Raw genomic sequence first — 22595 nt, forward strand, 5'->3', positions numbered from 1 at the left:
CCCTCCTACTTCTTCATATGCTTATAGCGCTTTTTCTTCCGCATATTGACGCCGGCAAAACCGCCGAGCGCCGAAGCGAGCAGCATGCAAAGCGCGCTGACCGCTGTGCGCGGGATATGTACCGGCTGCCGCAGGAGCAATGCGCCCACGACGAGCAGCACGAGAAACACCAGCGCGCCCGCGCCGACTGCCCAAAGGAATTTGCCGCCCGGCGCGCGCTTTGCAGAAAGCAGAGCCGCGACCGCGCTGCCGATCGCCAGAAACAACAACGCTAACGGGGCGATCATCCCCTCGCCGACCAAGCCGCGCTGCACAAGCACCGCGCCGGTCAGCATGAAAAGCAGTGTCAGAACCAGGCCCACAGCCGCCGATGGCAATAAAATGCCGACGGGCGACAAGCCCTCGTTGGTTTTTCTCATTTCGCGCTACCTCCCGCCGAATCTGTTCACAGTTTGCCCGTGAGGGCTTGTGCTCTCATTCTATTCGGCAAGGAACCGGGGTATTACTTATTTGCTTCTTTCGGCGCTTCCACCGTTTCCACCGGTTCGGCTTCCTTGCCGCGGATCGCCCAACGATAGATCTTGAGCTTGGTGCGGTCGTTGGAAGTTTCGATGATCAGCACGTCGTCCTTGATGTTGACGACTTTACCGATGAAACCGCCGATGGTAGAGATTTCATCACCCACAGCGATTGAGCTGCGCATTTCACGCTCCGCCTTGTCACGCTTGCGCTGCGGACGGATCAGCATGAAATAAAACAGTACGATCAAAATAACAAGCGGCGCAAACTGCATGATCGCATTGAGATAAGACTGTGCATTCGGCATTTTTTACACCTCCTGTTCATTTTGCCGTTAATACTGTTATTATAATGGATAAGCCCGCAAAATACAAGCCCTATTTTTCCTCCCCGTCATAGGACGGGCCGATGCGCGCATAGGCTTGAACAATCTGAACGAAAGAGGTGCGCATGCATGCTGTTTCCTGCCCTCCTCGCGCTTTCGGGCGCGTTTTTCTTTTTTGTCCTGCGCGTGCAGGGCGTCGACGGATCGTTCCCCAAACCATTGTCCCCGGAAAAAGAACATGAACTTTTGCAGAAAATGCAGGAGGATGGCGACGAAGAAGCCCGGGAACAGCTGATCGAGCACAATCTGCGCCTGGTGGCGCATATCGTCAAAAAGTATTACGCGGGCTCTGCCGAGCAGGATGACCTGATCTCGATTGGCACCATCGGGCTGATCAAGGCGGTGGGCACGTTTCGTCCGGATAAAAACATCAAGCTCGCGACCTATGCGTCCAAGTGCATCCAGAACGAACTGCTGATGCACTTCCGGCAAAAGCGGAAATCCGCGGGTGAGCTGTCGCTCTCCGACGCGCTGGAGACCGACGGCGACGGCGGCGCGCTCTCGCTGCAGGACGTCATCTGCTGCGAGGATGAAAACCTCCACGCGGTCGACGACCATGACCGCTACGACGCGATGTATCAGGCGCTTGCCCACAGCCTGACGCCGCGCGAACGACAGATCATCCGCCTGCGGTATGGATTGGGCATCCCCGTCCCGCTGCCCCAGCGCGAGATTGCCAAACAGCTTGGCATTTCGCGATCCTATGTATCGCGCATCGAGAAAAAGGCGCTGGAAAAGCTGCGCGGCCGTCTGGATGAGGACGCTTGACGCTGTACAAATGCGTATCCTTTATGGTATAATGCAAACACTTCATCTGAAAAGAGGAATTGCGTATGAATACAATACAGGACCGCATACCGCTCTCAAACGGGACTTCGATCCCCTGCGTTGGTTTTGGCACCTGGAAAACTCCGGCCGCCGAGGCTACAAGCGCTGTGCTGGCCGCGTTGGAAGCCGGCTACCGCCATATCGATACCGCGACTGCCTATGGCAACGAGCAGGCGGTGGGCGAGGCACTTCGCCAGTCAAAAGTCTCACGCGAAGATATTTTTCTAACTACTAAGCTTTGGAACCCGGATCAAGGCTATGAGACAACGCTGTCTGCATGCGATAAATCCCTGTCCGCGTTGCAGACCGATTATATCGACTTATACCTCATCCACTGGCCGCACGACCGAAAATATTTTGACGACTGGCAGCAGAAAAACCTGGAGACCTGGCGGGCGTTTGAGGAACTGTACAAAGCCGGCAAGGTGCGCGCAATCGGGCTTTCCAATTTCCGTCCGCGCCATATCGAAAACATTCGGCAAAACTGCGACATCATGCCGATGGTCGATCAGATCGAATTCCACCCCGGCATGCCGCAGGAAGAAACCGTCGCGTTTTGCCGCGCCTGCGATATGGTGATTGAGGGTTGGAGCCCGCTCGGTTCAGGCCGTATCTTCGATGTGCCCGAAATGCAAACGCTCGCTGAAAAATACGGCAAATCCATTGCGCAGATCTGCCTGCGTTGGGCGGTGCAGCACGGCGTCGTACCGCTGCCCAAGAGCGTTACCCCCTCCCGCATCCGGCAGAATGCTGAAATATTTGATTTTTCGCTCGATGCAAGCGATATGTCCCTGCTGGACGGTTTGACTGCGTGCGGTTGGTCAGGGCTTGATCCAGACGATCTGGTATACTAATTAAAATTGCACCGGAGGCAGGCCGGTTTTTTACCGGCCTGTCCGCACCGGAATATTTTTGATTTTCTGTGCATAAACCCCTTGACTTTGGGCTAAAGTATTTGTATAATATAATTCGTCAGTTTGACAGAAAAACCAAATACAGCCGAATTGTGTAATGGTAGCACGACAGACTCTGACTCTGTTTGTGAGGGTTCGAATCCTTCTTCGGCTGCCACCGATAAAACCGCTCGTTTTCGAGCGGTTTTGTCATTTTTATGATCATAACGTAAAAAACGCCCGGAAGCCAATGGCTTCCGGGCATTTTTCTCACATTCTCCTCATCTTTTCCCATCAGGCGCCGCGCAGGGTCAGCGCCATGAGCACAACCGCCGAAACCGACAGTAACGCCCCAATAATCCGTGACAGCCTTGTCACGCCGCGGATGCTCACCGCATGGAACGACTCAAACGAGATGACCGGATAGGGCAGCAGTAAAAATGCAAGCCCCGCGATAAGCTGTCCAATATAAGCGGCAAGCATGTACAGCGGCCCGCTCCCGCCGAAAAACGCGCTGCCGAGAAAGCCCAGACCGCCCAGAAAAATCAGCAGATACATCGCGGTTTTAAACCGTTTATCCTTTTGCACATACGCCTCGGTCCGTGCGCGGCAATCCTCGCAGCAAACATCGAACGAGCGCGTGCGCACCTTTGCTTTCAGCGGCTTTTCCGGCAGCTCCCTGCCGCAGTAAACGCATTTTTCCATGATGTTCTCCTTATTTCTGCCGATAGCTCTTGAACGACTCCAGTACCACGCCAATCTCATCATCTTTCAGCAGCTTGGGCTCGCCCACCGCGCGGGCACGGTAATACAACTCGGCGCAGAACTCAATCTGCTCGGCCACGTCCATCGTATAGCTGATATTGCCGCCGCAGGCGAGCAAGCCGTGGTTGCCAAGCAGGCAGGCATAGTCTGCGCCCATCGTATCGAGCGCACACTGCGCCAGCTCATAGGTGCCGAACTGCACATACGGCGTGCAGGGTACCTCACGGCCTGAATAGGCGATCAGGTAGTGCAACGGCGGGATACCGAGGCCGAGGCAGGCCAGCGTGGTCGCAAAACGCGAATGCGTGTGCACGACCGACCGGATGCCGGGCCGCTTCTGATAGAAAATGCGGTGCATATCGACCTCGCTCGAGGGCTTGCGGTCGCCATCCACCTTTTCCCCGTCCGGCGTCATGACGACCACGTCGGCAGGCTCTGTTTTGAAATAATCCATCCCGCTCGGGCTGATGGCAAACAGGTTCTCTTTTTCATTGTAAACGCTCAGGTTGCCGAAAGTGCCGACCGTCAGGCCGCGCTCGATCATCGCTTTGCCGTATTCGACCACCTGTTCGCGTTCCGCTTGCAGCAGCATAGCAATTCCTCCTTTATTCGGGCAGCGTGATCTGCCCGTGGTTGACCACGCGGTCCAGTACGCCGTCCCGCAGGAAGCGGTCGGCCTCGCGCATCAGCATGAACGGCGATTTGGGGATCGCGTCCACTGTCGTGCCCGCAATGTGCGGCGTGAGCAGCACGTTGTCCATCTGCAGAAGCGGGCTGTCCGGGCTGAGCGGCTCGGCGTCAAACACATCGAGCGCCGCGCCCGCGAGATCGCCCCGCGAAAGCGCCTTTGCGAGCGCGCTCTGGTCGACCAGCCCGCCGCGCGCGGTATTGATAAAATACGCGGTCTTTTTCATGCGGGAAAAATAGGTCTCGCCGATCATGTGCTCGGTCTCAGGCGTCAGCCGCAGATGGAGCGAGACGATGTCCGCCCGTTCAAACAGCTCTTCAAGCGTGCCGGTGAGTTCGATCTCCCCCAGCCCGGCCTTTTGCAGCCGTTCGCGCGAGGTATACGCGTCAAACGCGATCATCGGCACGCCGAGTGCTTTCAGCCTGCGCGCAAGCGCGATGCCGACGTTGCCCAGCCCCGCCAAACCAACCAGATGGCTGTTCAGCGTCATCAGAAAATCCGAATTGTAAAAACTCTTGCTCCACTCGCCCTGCTTCAGGCGCGCGTGCGACAGCGCGATGTCACGCGTCAGGCAGAGCATCATGCCGAGCGCGAAATCGGCCACCGGCTCCGCGTTGCGGATGACGTTCAGAACCGGGATGTTCCGTTCACTCGCCGCTTTGAGGTCGATATGCTCCATGCCGCCGCGGCAGGTCAGGATCAGGCGAAGACTGCCGGCTTTTTCGATCAGCGCGCGCGGCACCGGGTTAAAATGTGTCAGCAGGATATCGGCGTCCTCGATCGCGGCATCCAGCCCCTCCGCATAAGGCACAGCCTCAGGGCCGTTCCGCTCGACTTTGAGCTGGCGCACGGTAAATTCCTGCTTGTCCGGTGTGCCCCAGAAGCACTTTATGATCTCGCCGCAGCACACCGCGCTTTCGCGCAGTGCCTCCACCATCGTATCGGGCGACACGAACGCGTCGCCCACCACGACGATCTTCTGCGGGGTCTGCAAAATATCTTTCATAGCGCTTTCATCCTTTTCCAAAAAACAGGGCCGCTGCGGCGGAACGCAGCAGCGGCCTTGCGGGTATCTGTTTTGTCGTCAGAGAGTTCGCCGCAAATCAGCCTGCGACGTATTCGGCCGCGCTGCGCTCCAAGTAGCCGATGAAGCGCTCGCGGTTCTTCTTGAACAGGAAATACAGCACAAAGTATGCAATTACAACCGCGCCGATAATGATCGGATTCTGGGACCAGAACGCATAGAACAGTCCGGCGATCAGCGGATGGCACATGATGCCGAAGCTGATGACGTAAACGCCTGCCTGCGAAAGCTGGAAGCCCGCGTCGACCGCGACCTGCGTGAACGTCGGTGCAAGCTGCGAGCAGACGACCATGCCGAGCGAGAACCAGATCGCGCCCGAGACGACGCTCTTTGCAATATTGCCGTTCGAAACACACACGAATACTTCCACCATGTACGGCAGCGCGACCAGGTCGGCCATCGGCAGGATGGTGTTGCCCGGCAGGATGAACGCGAGGCCGAGCATAATCGGGATCAGGATGATGCCGGTAACCAGGGTATTAGGCTCGCCGTAACCGCAAGCGTCGTTGACCGAAAGGTACCACTCACGGCCCTCGCCCGATTTGCTGGCCTTGGACTTGTAAGCGTCGGTAAGCGTTGTGAACGCGCTCGCGAAAATGCCCGCTACCTTGGGGAACACCGCCATGATCGCCGCGGTCGAGACCGCCGCCGAGGTGACCGTGCCCCACGCGGTCAGCGCGCCCGCGCCGAACAGTGCGTTGAAGTTGCCGATAATACCGATCAGCGCGCCGATGACCAAGCCGATGAACATAGGCTCGCCCAGCAGGCCGAGCTTCTTTTGCAGGGTCTGCGCATTGAGCTTGATCTTGTTAAACCCGATCTTGCCGAGCAGCCAGTTCATCAGAACAGCAAACGGCAGGCTTTCCAAGTGGTGCGGCGCGGTCATACAGCAATTGTCGTATTCATAGAACGTCGACCAGCGCTTGGCGCACGCTTCGGAAAACAGCAGGATGTACAGAAGCTGGGTGACCATCAGCGCCATCGCCAGCATCATGCTGCCGGTCAGCGCGTACAGCATCGACCCCCAGACCATGAACGAATAGTTGTTCCACAGGTCGGACGCCATGAATACGTTGGTCCATTTGAGGAAGAACAGCACCAGCTGCAAAATGATCGCAACGCCGATGAAAATCAGACCGACCTGCGTGGAATACGCGATAACCGAGGTCGACTGCCAGCCGGTATCGAGCACCGGAAGGTTGACGCCCGCGTTGGTGACCATTTGGTTGACGACCGGCGCGATAATGCCGGAATAGCTGTTGATAACGAGCGTGAAGCCCGTCAGGCCGACCGCGCAGAGCAGCGCCGTATTGAACGCCTTTTTGCCCGAAACGCCCATACATTTCGCGATGATGAACAGCATGACCGGTACGAATACCGCCGCGCCGAACGCTGAGAAGACATTGCTTAAAGTCTCAAAAAAACTAGCCATTAAAATTTTACCCCCTTACGCCATTCACTCTTTTCTTCTTTTCTGCTTCCCCGCGTTTCACGGCGGGATTTTGAACTCTTGCTGACGACAGTGTTTCGCTTGATAAACGTTTATTCCTTGGCTTCCAGAATCGCCAGGCAGTCGGCCACGACTTTGTCCTCGGCCATGCCGGTCAGCATACCGACCGCCTTGACCTTGGGAATGCCGAACTCCTCATAGACCGGGCTGACGCACGCGATCAGGTCGAACTTTTTACCCGTCACCTCGGACTCAATGCTGTTCGGGCTGGCCTCTACCATGTGAGCGTCCCAACCCTTTTCCTGAAGCTTTTCCTTGAGCTTGCCCGCCACCATTGCCGAGCTGACCGTGCCCGAACCGCAGACACACAAAATGTTACACGTTTTCATGACCCTTTTCCTCCTTGCAACTTATAACCGTTATTGCTTACCCTATATATTTCTGCGCGGCCTCGAACAGCTTTTCCTCACTGTCCGCCGCGCGGAAAGCCGCGACTACCTCGGGCTGCTGGAACACGCTGAGCACCTTTTGCAGCAGTTCGACCTGCTCATCCGGGTTTTGGATCGCCATCATAAACAGCATTTCCGCCTCAACTTTGACCTCGGGTTCGCCCATGTGCGCGAATGTGACCGGATGGGCGAGCTGGGCGATGCAAACGCCCGGCCGGTTAACGTGCTGCGGGTCGGTATGCGGCATGGCGACCGCAATCTCGGCCAGCTGCAGCCCGGTTGGATAGACCGCCTCGCGCGCTGCCACAGCATCAATATACGTATCCTTGACAAAGCCTGCATCCAGAAACCGCTGGCCGACCTGCCGGATCGCGTCCTCCGCGTCTTTCGCGTCTACGTTCCGCACAATCAGCTCGCGGAATGTCGCCTGTTCCATTTCCTCCGCCCTCCTTTATTCGGTCAGCCCGCTGAGAAACTCGATGATCTTCTCACCGGACTGCTGTTCGCTGTCTCCCTCCACCTCGATGGTGATATCTGATCCGTTTTTCAGCCCCGCGGTCAAAATTCCGAGGATATTCTTGGGGTTGACCGGGCCTTTGGCCGTCACGAGCCGGATCTCATCCGGAATGGCTTTGCACAGCGCGACGAGTTGGCTCGCCGGACGCGCGTGCAGACCGGTGGGGTTTTGAATGGTAAACTGCTGGCTGAACATGTTGGATCCTCCATTTTTCTCTGTAATTGTGTAGACTTTTCCAGCGTATCAAATCCGGCGCGGTTTGACAACCGCAAAAAACCGGGCTATACTATGTTCATGTGATGAACATATGTTCACTGCTTTTCAAAGGAGTGTTTTTCATGGATAACCGGACCGAGCTGCTCGTGCATGTCTCCGAGCTTTACTATCAGCAAGGGCTGAGCCAGCAGGAGATCAGCAAGATCATGGATATGTCGCGCCCGACCATTTCCCGCCTGCTTGACGAAGCCAAGGAGACCGGCGTGGTCGAGATCATCGTGCACAGCCCGATCCTCAAGCACGCCCAGCTTTCCTATGCGCTGCGCACCGAGTTTGGCCTGCGCGACGCGGTCGTGCTTGCGGGCGATTACGAATATGCAAAATCCCTGAACCGCTGCGCTGAGGAGGCCGCCCGTTTTCTGAACACCGTGCTCGACAACAATCAGTCGATCGGCATTTCGTGGGGACGCGCGCTCGAGGCGCTGTGCGACGCTATCAAGCCCGCGGAATACTATAATGTAAACGTTGTGCAGATGGTCGGCTGTCTGGGTACGGGAAACCCCCGTGTCGACGGGCTTGAACTGGCGCTTCGCATCTCCAAAAAGCTGGGCGGCACCTATTCCAATATCTACGCGCCCGTTTATGTGGACAGCGAACTGGTCTATACCTATCTCGTCAGCGAACCGCAGATCGAGATGACGCTCAAAAAAGCGCTGTCGGTGGATGTTGTCCTGTCCGGCATTGGCTCGCTGGACGACCCCAACGGCTCGCTTTACCAAGCCGGCTGCTACACGCCTGAAGACCGCACCGAACTGATGCGCCGCGGCGCGGTATCCAGCCTGCTCGGCCGCATGTTCGATGCCGAAGGCAACGAGGTCACGCTCGATAACCGCTATGTGATCTCCGCGCCGCTCGAGGCGATGCGGTATCCTTCTTGGTCCATCGGCATCAACGCCAGCCGGGAAAAGGCGGCATGTACGCTCGCCGCTGTGCGCGGACGCTATCTCAACACCCTGATCGTCGACGAGCCGCTCGCCCGCGAAATGCTCCGCCTGGCCGGTCGGCCCGTGCCGGACTAAATAAAACCTGCATCCTTTGAAAGGGGCCTTCGAGGCCTCTTTTTTATTTGAGGCTGCCGTCGCAGACGATGACGCCTTTGGCTCCCTCGCCGCGGATCATCTTATCGAATCCGTCCCGCCACTTTTCGAGCGGGTCGAGCGAAGTGACGATTTTTTCCGGCACCACCGTGCCCGCCGCCATCAGTTCGAGCGAGGTGACCCACGAACTCGGCTTCTGGCTGCGCGAACCGACATAAACGATTTCCTTATGCAGGATCAGATCGGTCCAAATGCTTTCATGCGACTCCGGGAATACGCCCATCTGCACGACCGTCCCCTTGCGGCGGACGATCTCGAGCGCCTTGTTCGCCGCAGGCACCGCGCCCGAGCATTCAAAGCACTTGTCCGCGCCGACGTTATCCGTCATCTCCATGACGACCGCTTTCAGATCCTCGGTCATCTGGTCGACGCAGCGATCCACGCCGCAGCTTTTTGCGATCTCGAAGCGTTCCGCATCGTGCGTCAGTCCGGCCATGACGACTGTCGCGCCCTGGCTTTTGGCGACCTGCGCAACCATCTGGCCAATCGCCCCTGCGCCGAAAACAACGCAGATGTCGCCGGGCTGCACGTTTCCCTTTTCCATCGTTGCGTGCACACCGCACGCGAGCGGCTCGGTCAGCGCTGCCGACAGCAGACTGACACCCGCCGGCAGCACATGGACGCTCTCCTCACGGCTGACTAAGTATTCGGCCATCGAACCGTTAATCTGGGTGCCGATGCCCTGCCGGTTGCCGCAGAGGTTATAATCCTTTGATCTGCACATCGGGCAGACACCGCAGGTCTTAAAGGTGGTCTCACTCGTCACCCGGTCGCCTACTTTGACGTGCTTGACTTCAGGCCCGACCGCCGTCACCACGCCGGAAAACTCGTGGCCCAGCACGACCGGCGGCTTGGTGCTCGGATATGTACCTTTAAACGCATGCAGGTCGGTGCCGCAAATGCCGGAATAGGCGATCTTGATCTGCACCAAATCACCCGTGGCCTCTGGCAGTGGAATTTCCTTATATTCCATCTGATCCATGCCGGACGCCGTTTTGACAACAGCTTTCATATTTGGGCCTCCTTCTGAACAGCTGTGCTTCATTTGAAATTTTGTTAAACTTTAAACACACTTGTTCTCATTTGTTCGCCTCATTATATTGCATGTTTTGCCAATAGGTCAAGGCATTTTTTCTGTATGATTGTTTATTTTCACTATTTCCATAAGAACACACTCGGAATTTTGGCAATTTTTCACTAGTTTTCTCGGTTGACACTTGTTCATTAATGTGAAATAATATTCATAACAACGAACAACAGTACCATTTGATCTGCAAAAACCTGACGGTTTGACAGGAAAGGAGCATGTATAATGGCGGAAAAGACCTATTCCACCGCGGAAATCCAGGAGGTAGCGACCAGTATCCGCAAACAGATCCTCGGCGTGGCGCTCAAAACGGGCGGCTGCTATCTAGCGCAGGCCTGTTCGTCCGCAGACATTATCGCGGCGCTGTACACCCGCGTGATGAACCTCGGCCCCTCGGTCGGCAACTGGGAGCCCATCCCGTTCCCCGGCGTGCCCGGCCCCGACAATATGGATTACCAGCGCGGTTCCGCTTACAACGGCGCGCCCGCAGCAGACAAGGACCGCTTCTTTGTCTCTTGCTGCCACTACGCGTCAGTAATCTACTGCGCGCTCGCCGCGACCGGCCGCATCAGCCCGGACTGCATGGACAAATTCAACGTCGACGGCTGGAACATGGAAATGATCGGCGCGGAGCATTCGCCCGGCTTTGAAAACACTGCTGGCTCGCTCGGGCAGACGATCTCGATCGCGGGCGGCACCGCCCATGCGCGCAAACGCCGCGGCGACACCGGCAAGTGCTTCGTCCTGCTGGGCGACGGCGAATTGCAGGAAGGCCAGACTTGGGAATGCATCCAGACCGCTGCGCACTATCAGCTTGATAACTTTATTGTCGTGGTCGACGCGAACGACCAGCAGGTCGAGGGTAAGATTGAGGACCAAATGACCATCGAGCCGCTTGTCAAGCGTTTCGAGTCGTTCGGCGCGGCCTGCGTCACCTGCAACGGGCACGATATCGATGAGTTCTCCAAGGCGTTTGAAACGCCGCACGAGGGCCGCCCGCTCGTCGTCCTCGCCCGGACGCGCGGCACGACCGGCGTCCCGCCGCTCGAAAAGCGCTGGCCGTTCCTGCACTTCGTGCGCATCCCGGATGCGGAGCGCGCTGAGTTCCAGGCCATTTACGACGCGATGTGAGAAAGAGGTGTTCCGAATGAAAATCGAAGTCAATACGCATGAGAAAAATATGATCCGCTTCGCCGCGGAGCATCCCGAAGTCGTCGTTATGTCGGCCGATCTGGGTTCCTCGTGCGAGGTGAAAAAGTTCCGCGCAGTCTATCCCGACCGCTACCTGACCATGGGCATCGCCGAGCAGAACATGTGTTCCTGGGCCGCCGGCATGGCGCGCGAGGGCTACCGCCCGTTCTTGCACACGTTCGCGGTGTTCCTATACCGCCGTATCCTCGACCAGCTAGAAATGAGCGTGGCCTATCCCAACCTGCCGGTCGTATTCGTCGGCTTTGTGCCTGGCATCACCACGCCGGGCGGCGTCACCCACCAGTCGGTCAACGACGTGGGCGTTCTGCGCACCGTGCCCAACATGACCATTTTCGATATCGGCGACGCAACCGAGATCGAGGGCGTGCTCGACCTGGCCTATGCCCAGAACGGCCCGGTCTACATCCGCATGCTCCGCAAGGAGGTACCGCGCCTGTTCCCGGCGAATGAGCCCATGCAGTTTAACCGTGCCCGCGTGCTCTCCGAGGGCAACGATATCGTGCTGCTCTCCTCCTCCATCTGCACCGAAGAAGCCATGCGCGCCACCGCCGTGCTCAAGGATAAGGGCGTATCTGTGCAGCACATGCACGTCTCCACACTTAAGCCGTTCACCGACCCGACTATCGTCGAGGCCATCCGAAAGAGCAAATACGGCGTGGTCACCATCGAAAACCATCTGGACATCGGCGGCCTGGGCACCGCGGTGGCGGACGTGATCGCCGAAAACGGCCTTGGAAAACGCTTGGTGAAGATCGGCCTGCCCGGTTATCCACACGGCGCGTCCAAAATGTACCTGATGAAAAAATACGGCATCGACGCGATGCATCTGGTCGGCGCTGTCGAAGAGCTGACCGGCAAAACGCTCGGTATCGAGGAAAAGGATCTGGACGAAGTCCGTTTCGTGGATTTCCTCGAGGTATAACGCTGTTTAAGGAGGGAACGCCATGTTTTCCGAAATGAAAAAAGAGATCATCGAAGCCGGCATGATGCTGGACCGTTATGAATTGGTCTCGCTGACCTGCGGCAACCTAAGCGTCCGCATGCCGTCGGGCGAGATCCTCGTCACGCCCTCGGGCATGATGTATGAAAAAATGGTCGAGGACGATATGATCGTCATGGATCTGGACGGCAAGGTCATCGAGGGCACGCGCAAGCCCTCCTCCGATACCCCCGCCATCCTGCACATCCTGCGCGAGCGGCCGGATATCAATGCCGTTATCCACACCCACCAGCCCTATGCGACCGCGATCTCGCTCATCCCCGGACTGACCGAGTTCCGTGTGTGCATCACAGCGCTCGCCAATGCGGCGGGAGGCAACGTGCCGATCACGCCGTATTCGGCGGCCGGCTCAATCGACATGGGCGTCGATACCGTCAAGTATATCGGCAACGGCCACGCGGTCATTCTGTCACAGCACGGCGTGATGACCTGCGGCAAGGATCTGAACCAAGCGCTGTACGCCGCCGTCTATCTGGAAGAAGCCGCCAAATGCTATCTGGCCGCGCGCGCCGCATCGCCGAACGGCGAGACCAAGCAGATGAGCGACGCGCAGATCCAGCAGATGGTCGATGTGTTCAGCTATTATGGGCAGGGCACTGCGACGATCCCCGAAGACCTGGTAAAACGGCTGGACTGACCTCCGGCGTTTTTCACCCCTATCCCCTCCGCGGCGCACGGCGCATGCTGTGCGCCGCACCCCTTTTGCATAAAAACCCCGAAGCCTTCTGGCTTCGGGGTTTTCTGTTTCGCCGCACCCTCCGGCGTTCTTTTCCATAGTCTGACTTAAGAGAAATCCAGGAGGGAATACTTATGCATATCTTGTCCGCGCTGCTCCTCAGCGTTTCGGCAAATCTTGACAACCTGTTCCTCGGCATGGCATATGGCCTGCAAAACCGCCGCGTCACCGCTTTCTGCAATGTGCTGATTGGGCTTCTAAGCGCGGCGGCGACTTTTGTCTGCTGTGCGTTTGCCTCACTGTTTACCCACTACGTCCGCGCAGCCGGGGTCGTAGGCGGCCTGCTCATCATCGCGCTCGGCGTGCGCGCGCTTTCCGCGCACGACGGGGACGCGCCCGATGCCTCCCCCGAATCCGGTGCACTGCCGCTTCGCGAGGGCTTCGTGCTCGGACTCGCGCTCGCGGTCAACTGCCTCGCTCTGTCGTTCGGCGCTGGGCTGACCGGCGTTTCCCCTCTGCCCGCTGCGGTCGCGGTTGGGCTGGCCAGCGTCGTGACAGTCGGTCTTGGCAACCGCATGGGGCTGCGCGCGGGCGTGGTCGTCAGCGGCAGGCGGCTCGAGCGGATCTCGGGCATTATTATGATCGTGCTCGGCGCAGGCGAACTGTTCTTTTGACCCCGTTTCTGTAGAATGCCGCAAATTCCCACAGTTTTTGCCGATATAAAAACCTCATTTTTGAGTATATCATGGCTGGAAATGCGGGGGAAAACACAGTATAATAGTATTCGTGTGAAAATGCCCATTTTTGGAGGTTAAAATATGGTACGTAACGATTTACGCAATATCGCGATCATTGCCCACGTCGACCATGGCAAGACCACATTGGTCGACCAGATGCTCAAGCAGGCCGGTTCGTTCCGCGAGAACCAGGTGGTTGAGGAGCGCGTCATGGACTCGGGCGACATCGAGCGCGAGCGCGGCATCACTATCCTCGCCAAAAACACGTCCGTGCACTACAAGGACGTGAAGATCAATATTGTCGATACACCGGGACACGCCGATTTTTCCGGCGAGGTCGAGCGTATCCTCAAGATGGTTGACGGCGTTGTCTTGCTGGTCGACGCGGCCGAGGGCCCGATGCCCCAGACCCGCTTCGTGCTGCAAAAGGCGCTGGAGTTCGGCCATAAAATCATCATCGCGGTCAACAAGATCGACCGCCCGGACGCGCGCCTCAACGAGATCGGCGACGAGGTGCTCGAGCTCCTGCTCAACCTCGACGCGACCGACGAACAGCTTGACAGCCCGATCGTTTACTGTTCCGGCCGCGCGGGCACAGCTTCGATGAGTCCGAACATCGACGGCACCGACCTGACTCCGCTCTTCGAGCAGATTTTGGAGCACATCCCCGCTCCGCAGGTCGACACGGACGGCCCGGCGCAGATGCTGGTCTCCTCGATCGACTATAACGAATACGTCGGCCGCATCGGCATCGGCCGCATCGAGCGCGGCTCGCTTAAGGTCGGCCAGCCCGTCACCGTGTGCGATTACCACGGCAACATCGACCCATATAACGCCAAGATCGTCACGCTCTACACCATTGAGGAGCTGGACCGCCAGCCGGCGGACGAGGCCAGAGCGGGCGAGATCGTCTGCTTCTCGGGCATCGAGAACGTCACCATCGGCGAGACCCTGTGCGACCCCGATCATGTCGAAGCGCTGCCGTTCGTCAAGATCTCCGAGCCGACTGTCGAGATGACCTTTTCGGTCAACGACTCGCCGTTCGCCGGACGCGAGGGCAAGTTCGTCACCTCGCGCCACCTGCGCGAGCGCCTGTTCCGCGAGCTTTTGAAGGACGTTTCGCTGCGCGTCAACGAGACCGACACGACCGATGCGTTCCGCGTGTGCGGCCGCGGCGAAATGCACCTGTCCATCCTGATCGAAAACCTGCGCCGCGAGGGCTATGAATTCCAGGTTGGCGCGCCCAAAGCGTTGTTCCGTGAGATCGATGGGCAGAAATGCGAGCCGGTCGAGCGCATGATCGCCGATGTGCCGCAGGAAGCGGTCGGCGCGGTAATGGAAAAGATGGGCAGCCGCAAGGGCGAACTAGTCTCGATGAACCCCAAGGGCGCCGACCGCATGCGTATGGAATTTTTGATTCCGGCGCGCGGCCTGTTCGGCTACCGCACCGAGTTTTTAACCGACACCAAGGGCGAAGGCGTCCTGTCTTCGGTCTTCCACAGCTATCAGCCGTACCGCGGCGAAATCTCCAAGCGCCAGACCGGCTCGCTGATCGCGTTCGAGTCGGGCGAGTCCATCACCTACGGCCTCTATAACGCGCAGGAGCGCGGCACGCTGTTCATTGGAGCGGGCACGCCGGTCTATGAGGGTATGGTCATCGGCGAAAACCCCCGCGGCGAGGATATGGCGGTCAACATCTGCAAAAAAAAGCAGCTGACCAACACCCGCGCCTCTGGTTCGGATGACGCGCTGCGTCTCATCCCGCCGCGCCAGATGTCTATTGAAGCCGCGCTCGAGTTCCTCGGCGACGATGAACTGCTCGAGATCACGCCCGAGAGCGTGCGCATCCGCAAGAAGATCCTGTCGAATACCGAACGCCTGAAAAAGGTCAAGGGCGGCAAGAAATAAGTTAATTTTAATCGGAAAAAGGAGTTTTTTCTCATGGCACTCAAGCAAGTATTGTACACCGAACTCGCCCCCGCGGCGGTCGGCCCGTATTCCCAGGCTGTCGTTTCGGGCGGCACCGTATATACCTCCGGCCAGGTACCGATCGACCCGAAAGCGGGCAAGATCGTCGCCTCCACCATCGAGGAGCAGACCGAGCAGGTCATGCACAATCTGAAAATGGTGCTGGCGCAGGCCGGCGTCGGCTTTGACCGCGTCATCAAGACCACCTGCTTCCTGTCCGATATGAACGACTTCGCCGCATTCAACGGCGTTTATGCGAAATACTTCCCCGAAAACCCGCCTGCCAGGTCGTGCGTGCAGGTCGCCGCGCTGCCGCTCGGCGCCAAGGTAGAGGTCGAGGTCATCGCGGTACAAGGCTGATGGCAACCGTCAAGCCCGGCCGGTACCGGCACTTCAAGGGCGGTGAGTACGAGGTCGTCGGCATTGCCCGTCACTCGGAAACGCTGGAAGAGCTGATCGTATACCGCGCGCTGTACGGCGAGCGCGGACTCTGGGTGCGTCCGGCTGCGATGTGGGACGAGTTGGTGGAGCGGGATGGCTACCACGGCCCGCGCTTTGCCTATCTCGGCAAATGAACCAAGCTGCTGCATGAAATATTGCGGCAGCTTTTCTTTTTTCCTTTGTAGCATTTGGTATTTCCCGCGCGTATTCCCTATAGAAAGGAGGCGAAGCGGTTGGAAAATAAAACACCCGAGCAGCTCGTGCGGGTATACGGCGAGATGGTATACCGGCTGGCTTACGCGCAGACCCGCAGCCGCAGCGACGCGGACGATATCTTCCAGGAGGTCTTCCTGCGCGTTGTGCGGGCAAGGCCGGCGTTTGAGACCGAGCGCCACGAAAAAGCGTGGCTGCTCCGGGTCACGCTCAACTGCCTCAAAAGCCACTGGCGCGCCAGCTGGCGGCGTAACGTCCCGCTTGACGACCGCATCCCGTTCCCTGCGCCTGAGGACAGCGCGCTCGACGAGGCGCTGCGCCGCCTGCCGCCCAAATACCGCGCGGCAGTACACCTATTTTATTTCGAGGGCTATTCTGCTGAAGAAATCTCGCGGATTGCCGGAGAAAAGCCGTCCACCGTGCGCACGCGGTTGACCCGCGCTCGACAGCAGCTTCGCGAAATGCTGAAAGGAGAGTTCGACGATGTTCGAGACACGCTACCGCAAACTGAATGAACAGATCGCGCCCGGGGATGCGTTGCTTGAGGATACGCTCGCCCAAATGGCGCAGCACAGGCGTCCCAAGCGCAGGCTGCACCGTACCGTGGCCATTTGCGCGGCGGCCGCGCTGCTAATCGGCTGCGGCACGCCCGCGCTCGCCGCAAACGTGCCGGGGATCTACGAGGTACTCTATACGTTGTCTCCCGCCACCGCGCAGTTTTTTATGCCGGTCAACAAATCCTGTGAGGACAACGGCGTGAAAATGGAGGTGGTGTCCGCTTTCGTCAAGGATGACACCGCAGGCGTCTACCTTACCATGCAGGATATCGCCGGCGACCGCTTTGACGGCACACTCGATTTGTTTGACAGCTATTCCTTGCATTATCCGGTGCGCAGCGGGCAGTCGGGCGGCTGCACGGCGATCGAATATGATACCGAAACGCGCACCGCAACTTTTTTGATTGAGATCTCCAACATGGACGGGGAGCGTTTCCAAAGCGGCAAATACACCTTTTCCGTGCGCCAGCTTCTGACCGGACGGCAGGATATGGACGGTATTCTGGTCGCCGCCGGACTGCCAGATGTGCCGCTCGACCCGCCGACAGAGGAGCATTCGCCCAGCGGCGGCAGCTATCTGAGCGAGCCCGGGTTCGATATGTCTTCAAACTACCCCTTCCTTGTCCCGCAGGGCACGCTTTGGGAGAGCGAGGACGGCGTGTTTTCCCTTGTTGCCGCCGGATATCGGGACGGTCAGCTTCACCTGCAGTACCGCACCCACAAGGTGTATGACAATCACGCTTGGTTCCAGCTCTTTGCGCCAGACGGAGAGGAGATCGAACCGGCCTACACCATTTCGCACCTAGACCACGAGGCTGGCTTATCCTATGACGAATTCGTATATGACATGGCGTATGAGGATCTCGCGGGCTGTATGGCAACCGGCGATCTGGCCACCTCAGACACCCTGATCGAGGGCAACTGGCGCGTGACGTTTCGTTTGGACGCGGCACAGTAACCCTTTCCTTGTGAGGACGAGAGTTTCTGCGGCATGGAACCTCCGCCCTCCACCTGCGTCTAATAGGCAGAACATGGAAAGGGTGGTGCCTGATGAAACGTTTTCTTGCTTTTGCCTGCCTGCTGCTCCCGTTCGCGCTTGCCGCCTGCGGTACGCAAGCGGACACTAATACGATCGATCCCGCGGATACCGATCCTGCGATGCTCAGTTCTACCGATGAGCCCGAACCGCTCCGCATCGAGCTGCCAGCAGACAGCTTTTCGGCTTCGGATGAGCGCATCGCATACACCGTCGTAAACGACAGCGGCGAGGCGCTTGAAATCTCCCCTGTTCCCCGGCTGGAGGCTAAAACGGAGGACGGCTGGCAAAAAGTCGAGTTTGCGGATGTCGGCTTTTGCGGCACGCACGATCTTCTCGAGGTGTCCCAAGACGACGTGCTGGAGCTTGACTGGTTCGATCCCCTACCTCCCGGCAGCTACCGTATCGTGCGCAGCATCTATGAGGCGCAGAGCACCGATGATACACCGCCCGCGCAGATCAGCGCGGAATTTTCACTGACGGAATAAAAAAATCCGGGACAAATGTCCCGGATTTTTTATGTGATACACAGATTACTGGTGCGCTTCGATATACTTGACGATATCGCCGATCGTGCTCATCTGGGTGGCTTCCTCGTCCGAGATCGTGATGCCGAAGTTCTCTTCGAGATCCATCATCAGCTCGACCACGTCGAGCGAGTCGGCGTTCAGGTCTTCCTTAATTTTGGTGTCCATGGTCATGGTGGAAGCGTCGGCGTCAAACTTATCGGCCAGCAGCTCGCAGATTTTTTCAAACATGGGGTTACACTCCTTCAGTTTCTTGATTCATATTTCTGAAAACTCCGATTTTACGGAACTTTTCATACCGTTTTTGCAACATCGTGTCCATATCCGGCTCGGCGCCCAACTCGGTGAGCATTTCGCCGATGGCGCGCTTCAGGTTGCGGTAGATATGGGTGTTGGAAGCGCCCTCAGGCACGATACCCTCGATCATGCCGAACGCATAGAGGTCGTCCGCCGTGATCTTGAGCGTGTCGGCCGCTTCGGCCTCGCGCGTCGGGTCTTTCCACAGGATGGAAGCACAGCCGCGCGGCGAAATCACCGAATACAGCGCGTTTTCCAGCATCAGCACCCGGTCGGCCACGGCCAGCGCAAGCGCGCCGCCCGAGCCGCCCTCGCCCGTCACAATAGAAATGACCGGCGTGCGAAGCTCGATAAATTCATATAGGCACCGGGCGATGGCCTCGCCCTGTCCGCGCTCCTCGGCGCCCACGCCGCAGAACGCGCCCGGCGTATCGACAAAGCAGATCACCGGACGGCCGAATTTTTCAGCTTGATGCGCCAGCCGGAGCGCCTTGCGGTATCCCTCAGGATGCGCCATACCGAAGTTGGCGGCAAGGTTTTCCTCTGTCGTCTTGCCCTTGCGCAGCGCGATGACGGTCACCGGCGTGCCGCAGAACGTGGCGATGCCCGCACAGACCGCATGGTCTTCCGCATAGAAGCGGTCGCCGTGTAGCTCAATAAAATCGTCGAACAGCTCGGCGATATATTCATCAGCCACGGGGCGCTTGGGGTCGTGGATGATACGCATTTTTTCAGAAGCCGTCGTCATTGGTTCCACACCTGCCTTTTGCCGGGTTTGGGCTGGCGGTGCAGTTTCAGCAGTTTGTCCAGCGTGCTCCTCAGCTGATTGCGCGGAACTATTTTATCACAGAAGCCATGCGAAAGCAAGAACTCGGACGACTGAAAATCTTCGGGCAGCGTTTCGCCGATCGTGCCCTCGATGACGCGCCGCCCGGCAAAACCGATGGTCGTGCGCGGTTCTGCGAGGATGATATCGCCCAGCATGGCGAACGATGCGGTCACGCCGCCTGTCGTCGGGTCGGTCAGCACGGTGACGTATAAAAGCCCCGCGTCCGAATGCCGTCTGGCGGCCGCGGAAACCTTAGCCATTTGCAGAAGCGAAAACATACCCTCCTGCATCCGCGCGCCGCCGGATGCGGTGAACAGCACGACGGGAAGCCCCTTTTCAGTCGCATATTCAAACAGGCGCGTCAGCTTTTCGCCGACGACCGAGCCCATAGACGCCATTAGAAAATGGCTGTCCATCACGCCGAGGCAAGTTTCAGTGCCGCCGATTTTGCACACGCCGGTCGCCACCGCGTCGTTCATGCCGACCTTTTCCGAAAGCTGCGCTGTTTTTTCAGCATAGCCCGGAAAACCGATCGGGTCGGCGGGCGCAAGGTTTTCAAACAGCGGCCGGAACGTGTCCTTATCCGCGATCTGCCGGATGCGCGTGCGCGCGAGCAGACGGCCGTAGCGTCCGCAGTGCGGGCAGACATATAGGTTTTTCCCATAAGCATAGGCCTTGATCTCCGCCCCGCAGCCTTTGCAGGTGACGACCTTAACGCCGTCCGTGTCCTGCGGCTTCATATCCATAGAGGTCTCGCGGGTCTTTTGAAACAGGTCGAGCAGTCCCATACGGGCTCCCCCCTTTCTTAGTGGTCAAAATCGCCGTCCGCGATCGAGTTAACGTGGAAATCCGCGTCCTCGAACGCTTTGGAGCGAAGAATCTGCATTTGGAAGTCGGTTCCGGTCGTCACGCCCTCGAAAAGCGTTTCGGCAAGCGCGCGCCGCATGCGGGCGATCGCCTGCTTCCGGTCGGCGCCGTAAGCGATCAGCTTGCCGATCATCGAATCATAAAACGGCGGAATCGTGTAGCCCTGATAGGCGGCGGTGTCCATCCGCACGCCCGGGCCGCCCGGCAGGTGCATGGACAACAGCGTCCCCGGGCATGGCGCGAAGCCGCGCGACGGGTCCTCGGCGTTGATGCGGCATTCGATCGCGTGTCCGCGAAGCGTAAGCTCGTCCTGTGTGAACGAAAGCGGCTCGCCCGCCGCGACCCTAATCTGCTCGCACACAAGATCAACGCCGGTGACCTGCTCAGTGACCGGATGCTCGACCTGGATGCGCGTGTTCATCTCACAGAAATAGAAATTCTTTTGGCTGTCGACAGAAACTCGATCGTGCCCGCGTTCCGGTAGCCGACGCGCTTTGCCAGATCGACCGCGGCGCGGGTCATGCGCGCGCGGAGCGCTTCGTCCACAAATGCCGACGGCGCTTCCTCGATCAGCTTTTGATGCCTGCGCTGCACCGAACATTCGCGCTCGAACAGATGCACGACGTTGCCGAACTGGTCGCCCAGTATCTGCACTTCGATGTGCCGCGGGTTGTGGATATAGCGCTCCATGTACAGCCGCCCGTCGCCAAAGTTAGCCTCTGCCTCGGACGCGGCGTTATCGTATGCCGCGCGCAATTCGTCCGGCGTCTCCGCCACACGGATGCCCTTGCCGCCGCCGCCCGAAGCCGCTTTGAGCATGACCGGATAGCCGATGCGTTCGGCTTCGCGCGCCGCCTCGTCAAAGTCCGCGACCGCGCCGTCCGTCCCCAACGCGACGGGCACGTCCGCTGCGATCGCGTTGCGTTTGGCCTCGGCCTTATCGCCCATCAGGCGGATGGTCTCGGCGGTCGGCCCGATGAAAGCCAGCCCAGCCTCGGTCGTCAGCTCGGCAAACACGGGGTTTTCGGATAGAAAGCCGAAGCCCGGATGGATCGCTTGGCAGCCGGACGCGAGCGCGGCCGATATAATATTGTCCATATTGAGATAGCTGTCGGCCGCGCGGGCGGGGCCAATGCATACCGCCTCGTCCGCGATCTGCGCGTGCAGCGCCTCGCGGTCGGCCTCGGAATAGACCGCCACCGACACGACGCCCAGATCGCGCAGCGCTTGAATAATACGGACCGCGATCTCGCCGCGGTTCGCTATGAGTACCTTTTGAAACATGTTTTCTCCCGCCTCAGTCCGTGATGACCATGCATTTGATCTCGGCTTCGGCGGCCTTCTGCCCATCCACGTAAGCGACCGCCTCGGCGACCGCCATCGGGCCGCGGCGCTTGACGAATTTCACCTCGAGCCGCAGCGTGTCGCCCGGCTTTGCCATGGCGCGGAATTTGGCCTTGTCGATGCCGGTGTAGACCGCCGTTTTGCCCTTGAACTCCGGAATGGACAGCAGCGCCACGCCGCCCACCTGCGCGAGCGCCTCCAGCCGGAACACCGCGGGCATGATGGGGTTTCCCGGAAAGTGCCCCTGGAAGAAAAACTCGTCGCCGGTCAGATGCAGCGTGCCGACCGCGTGCGTCTCGTCCATTTCAAGGATCTCGTCGACCAGCAGCATCGGCGGACGGTGCGGGAGGATCTCCATGATCTGCTCTTTATTCAGCATATTGACGCCCCCTTATTCTTCGATGACGACGACCGTCTGATGGTATTCGACCATATCGCCCGGCTGCGCCAGAATGCGCACGACCGTGCCGTCGCACGGCGACTTGATCTCGTTCATCGTCTTCATGGCCTCGATGATGAACAGCGTATCGCCCTTTTTCACCTTTTGGCCAACCAGCACGAACGGTGGCGCGTCCGGCGCGGGTGAAGAGTAGAACACGCCGACCAGCGGCGCCTCGACCGGCGTGCCCGCGGGCAGTTCCTCCGCCGGGGCGGCCGTTTCTGCCGCGACGGCCTGTGCCGCCGGCGCTGCCGACGCGGCAGCCTGCTGCGTGGACGCGATCACCGGAGCCGGCTTTGCCGCCTTGACCGTGATGCGCGCGTCGCCCAGCTTGATCTCGACCTCGCCGAGCTTTTTATCCTTTAGGGCGTCCATCAGCTCGATGGCAAGCTGCCCCAGTTCGTTGATTTCCAT

General features: G+C 58.7%; 28 protein-coding genes, 1 tRNA gene and 1 pseudogene. 14 read left to right on the forward strand and 16 right to left on the reverse strand.

Annotated elements, in window-relative coordinates; genetic code table 11:
* Positions 1-5 precede the first annotated feature (5 nt).
* Complete coding sequence (locus SO058_RS09175) at positions 6-419, reverse strand: TIGR04086 family membrane protein (RefSeq protein ID WP_320842695.1); 414 nt, start codon at positions 417-419, stop codon at positions 6-8.
* A gap of 83 nt (positions 420-502) precedes the next feature.
* Positions 503-826 carry a preprotein translocase subunit YajC gene (gene yajC, locus SO058_RS09180; RefSeq protein WP_320842696.1) on the reverse strand — a complete coding sequence of 108 codons (324 nt, stop codon included), beginning with the start codon at positions 824-826 and terminating at the stop codon, positions 503-505.
* Between the two features lie 147 nt (positions 827-973).
* Between yajC and sigK the strand changes: the two genes are divergently transcribed.
* The 3 genes from sigK (at position 974) to SO058_RS09195 (ending at position 2803) form a co-directional block, all read left to right on the forward strand.
* Complete coding sequence (gene sigK, locus SO058_RS09185; RefSeq protein ID WP_320842697.1) at positions 974-1672, forward strand: RNA polymerase sporulation sigma factor SigK; 699 nt, start codon at positions 974-976, stop codon at positions 1670-1672.
* Positions 1673-1737: 65 nt separating this feature from the next.
* Positions 1738-2586 (forward strand): aldo/keto reductase, encoded by an 849-nt coding sequence (locus SO058_RS09190; RefSeq protein WP_320842698.1) that lies wholly within the window; start codon positions 1738-1740, stop codon positions 2584-2586.
* Positions 2587-2729: 143 nt separating this feature from the next.
* Positions 2730-2803: transfer RNA gene (locus SO058_RS09195), tRNA-Gln, on the forward strand.
* 116 nt (positions 2804-2919) lie between these two features.
* On the opposite strand, the gene SO058_RS09200 is transcribed toward SO058_RS09195, so the two are convergent.
* The 7 genes from SO058_RS09200 to SO058_RS09230 form a co-directional block, all read right to left on the reverse strand.
* Positions 2920-3330 carry a TRASH domain-containing protein gene (locus tag SO058_RS09200; RefSeq protein WP_320842699.1) on the reverse strand — a complete coding sequence of 137 codons (411 nt, stop codon included), beginning with the start codon at positions 3328-3330 and terminating at the stop codon, positions 2920-2922.
* A 10-nt stretch (positions 3331-3340) separates the two neighbouring features.
* Entirely contained in the window at positions 3341-3982 is a 642-nt protein-coding gene (locus SO058_RS09205) for an L-fuculose-phosphate aldolase (RefSeq protein WP_320842700.1), read from the reverse strand.
* Between the two features lie 13 nt (positions 3983-3995).
* Positions 3996-5084, reverse strand: coding sequence for a 2-hydroxyacid dehydrogenase (locus SO058_RS09210; protein WP_320842701.1), 1089 nt, complete (start codon positions 5082-5084; stop codon positions 3996-3998).
* A gap of 97 nt (positions 5085-5181) precedes the next feature.
* Positions 5182-6594 carry a PTS galactitol transporter subunit IIC gene (locus SO058_RS09215; RefSeq protein ID WP_320842702.1) on the reverse strand — a complete coding sequence of 471 codons (1413 nt, stop codon included), beginning with the start codon at positions 6592-6594 and terminating at the stop codon, positions 5182-5184.
* A 110-nt stretch (positions 6595-6704) separates the two neighbouring features.
* Positions 6705-7001 (reverse strand): PTS sugar transporter subunit IIB, encoded by a 297-nt coding sequence (locus tag SO058_RS09220; protein ID WP_320842703.1) that lies wholly within the window; start codon positions 6999-7001, stop codon positions 6705-6707.
* 37 nt (positions 7002-7038) lie between these two features.
* Positions 7039-7497, reverse strand: coding sequence for a PTS sugar transporter subunit IIA (locus tag SO058_RS09225; protein WP_320842704.1), 459 nt, complete (start codon positions 7495-7497; stop codon positions 7039-7041).
* Between the two features lie 15 nt (positions 7498-7512).
* Positions 7513-7773, reverse strand: coding sequence for an HPr family phosphocarrier protein (locus tag SO058_RS09230; RefSeq protein WP_320842705.1), 261 nt, complete (start codon positions 7771-7773; stop codon positions 7513-7515).
* Between the two features lie 143 nt (positions 7774-7916).
* Between SO058_RS09230 and SO058_RS09235 the strand changes: the two genes are divergently transcribed.
* Positions 7917-8873, forward strand: coding sequence for a sugar-binding transcriptional regulator (locus SO058_RS09235; protein WP_320842706.1), 957 nt, complete (start codon positions 7917-7919; stop codon positions 8871-8873).
* Positions 8874-8916: 43 nt separating this feature from the next.
* On the opposite strand, the gene SO058_RS09240 is transcribed toward SO058_RS09235, so the two are convergent.
* Positions 8917-9963 carry a zinc-binding dehydrogenase gene (locus SO058_RS09240; RefSeq protein WP_320842707.1) on the reverse strand — a complete coding sequence of 349 codons (1047 nt, stop codon included), beginning with the start codon at positions 9961-9963 and terminating at the stop codon, positions 8917-8919.
* A 300-nt stretch (positions 9964-10263) separates the two neighbouring features.
* Here SO058_RS09240 and SO058_RS09245 point away from each other — a divergent pair, with 300 nt between their 5' ends.
* From SO058_RS09245 to SO058_RS09290, 10 genes are all read left to right on the forward strand, one after another.
* On the forward strand, positions 10264-11169 hold the full coding sequence (locus tag SO058_RS09245) for a 1-deoxy-D-xylulose-5-phosphate synthase N-terminal domain-containing protein (protein WP_320842708.1): 906 nt from the start codon (positions 10264-10266) through the stop codon (positions 11167-11169).
* A 16-nt stretch (positions 11170-11185) separates the two neighbouring features.
* Positions 11186-12172, forward strand: a complete 987-nt coding sequence (locus SO058_RS09250; RefSeq protein WP_320842709.1) for a transketolase family protein — start codon at positions 11186-11188, stop codon at positions 12170-12172.
* Between the two features lie 22 nt (positions 12173-12194).
* Positions 12195-12887: a class II aldolase/adducin family protein gene (locus SO058_RS09255; RefSeq protein WP_320842710.1), complete on the forward strand. Its 693-nt coding sequence runs from the start codon at positions 12195-12197 to the stop codon at positions 12885-12887.
* Positions 12888-13060: 173 nt separating this feature from the next.
* Entirely contained in the window at positions 13061-13600 is a 540-nt protein-coding gene (locus tag SO058_RS09260) for a manganese efflux pump MntP (protein WP_320842711.1), read from the forward strand.
* A gap of 144 nt (positions 13601-13744) precedes the next feature.
* Entirely contained in the window at positions 13745-15571 is a 1827-nt protein-coding gene (gene typA, locus SO058_RS09265) for a translational GTPase TypA (protein ID WP_320842712.1), read from the forward strand.
* Between the two features lie 33 nt (positions 15572-15604).
* Entirely contained in the window at positions 15605-15991 is a 387-nt protein-coding gene (locus SO058_RS09270; RefSeq protein ID WP_320842713.1) for a RidA family protein, read from the forward strand.
* Positions 15991-16206 (forward strand): DUF1653 domain-containing protein, encoded by a 216-nt coding sequence (locus SO058_RS09275; protein ID WP_320842714.1) that lies wholly within the window; start codon positions 15991-15993, stop codon positions 16204-16206. The genes SO058_RS09270 and SO058_RS09275 overlap by 1 nt, the downstream gene beginning before the upstream one ends.
* Before the next feature lie 99 nt (positions 16207-16305).
* Entirely contained in the window at positions 16306-16800 is a 495-nt protein-coding gene (locus SO058_RS09280; protein WP_320842715.1) for an RNA polymerase sigma factor, read from the forward strand.
* On the forward strand, positions 16769-17800 hold the full coding sequence (locus SO058_RS09285) for a DUF4179 domain-containing protein (protein ID WP_320842716.1): 1032 nt from the start codon (positions 16769-16771) through the stop codon (positions 17798-17800). The genes SO058_RS09280 and SO058_RS09285 overlap by 32 nt, the downstream gene beginning before the upstream one ends.
* Before the next feature lie 92 nt (positions 17801-17892).
* Entirely contained in the window at positions 17893-18366 is a 474-nt protein-coding gene (locus SO058_RS09290) for an immunoglobulin-like domain-containing protein (RefSeq protein WP_320842717.1), read from the forward strand.
* A 45-nt stretch (positions 18367-18411) separates the two neighbouring features.
* Here SO058_RS09290 and acpP read toward each other — a convergent pair whose 3' ends face one another.
* From acpP to accB, 6 genes and pseudogenes are all read right to left on the reverse strand, one after another.
* The gene (gene acpP, locus SO058_RS09295) at positions 18412-18636 is read right to left on the reverse strand and encodes an acyl carrier protein (RefSeq protein WP_320842718.1); all 225 of its coding nucleotides are present in this window, start codon (positions 18634-18636) and stop codon (positions 18412-18414) included.
* A gap of 4 nt (positions 18637-18640) precedes the next feature.
* Positions 18641-19450 carry an acetyl-CoA carboxylase carboxyl transferase subunit alpha gene (gene accA, locus SO058_RS09300; RefSeq protein WP_320842719.1) on the reverse strand — a complete coding sequence of 270 codons (810 nt, stop codon included), beginning with the start codon at positions 19448-19450 and terminating at the stop codon, positions 18641-18643.
* Entirely contained in the window at positions 19447-20319 is an 873-nt protein-coding gene (accD, locus tag SO058_RS09305) for an acetyl-CoA carboxylase, carboxyltransferase subunit beta (RefSeq protein ID WP_320842720.1), read from the reverse strand. Before accD ends, accA begins: the two co-directional genes overlap by 4 nt.
* 17 nt (positions 20320-20336) lie before the next feature.
* Positions 20337-21682, reverse strand: a pseudogene (accC, locus tag SO058_RS09310) (acetyl-CoA carboxylase biotin carboxylase subunit).
* 13 nt (positions 21683-21695) lie between these two features.
* Positions 21696-22121 carry a 3-hydroxyacyl-ACP dehydratase FabZ gene (gene fabZ / locus SO058_RS09315; RefSeq protein WP_320842721.1) on the reverse strand — a complete coding sequence of 142 codons (426 nt, stop codon included), beginning with the start codon at positions 22119-22121 and terminating at the stop codon, positions 21696-21698.
* Positions 22122-22133: 12 nt separating this feature from the next.
* Positions 22134-22595 carry an acetyl-CoA carboxylase biotin carboxyl carrier protein gene (gene accB, locus SO058_RS09320; RefSeq protein WP_320842722.1) on the reverse strand — a complete coding sequence of 154 codons (462 nt, stop codon included), beginning with the start codon at positions 22593-22595 and terminating at the stop codon, positions 22134-22136.

The sequence above is a fragment of the Agathobaculum sp. genome (assembly GCF_034098985.1).
In the GTDB taxonomy this organism is placed as follows: Bacteria; Bacillota; Clostridia; order Oscillospirales; family Butyricicoccaceae; genus Agathobaculum.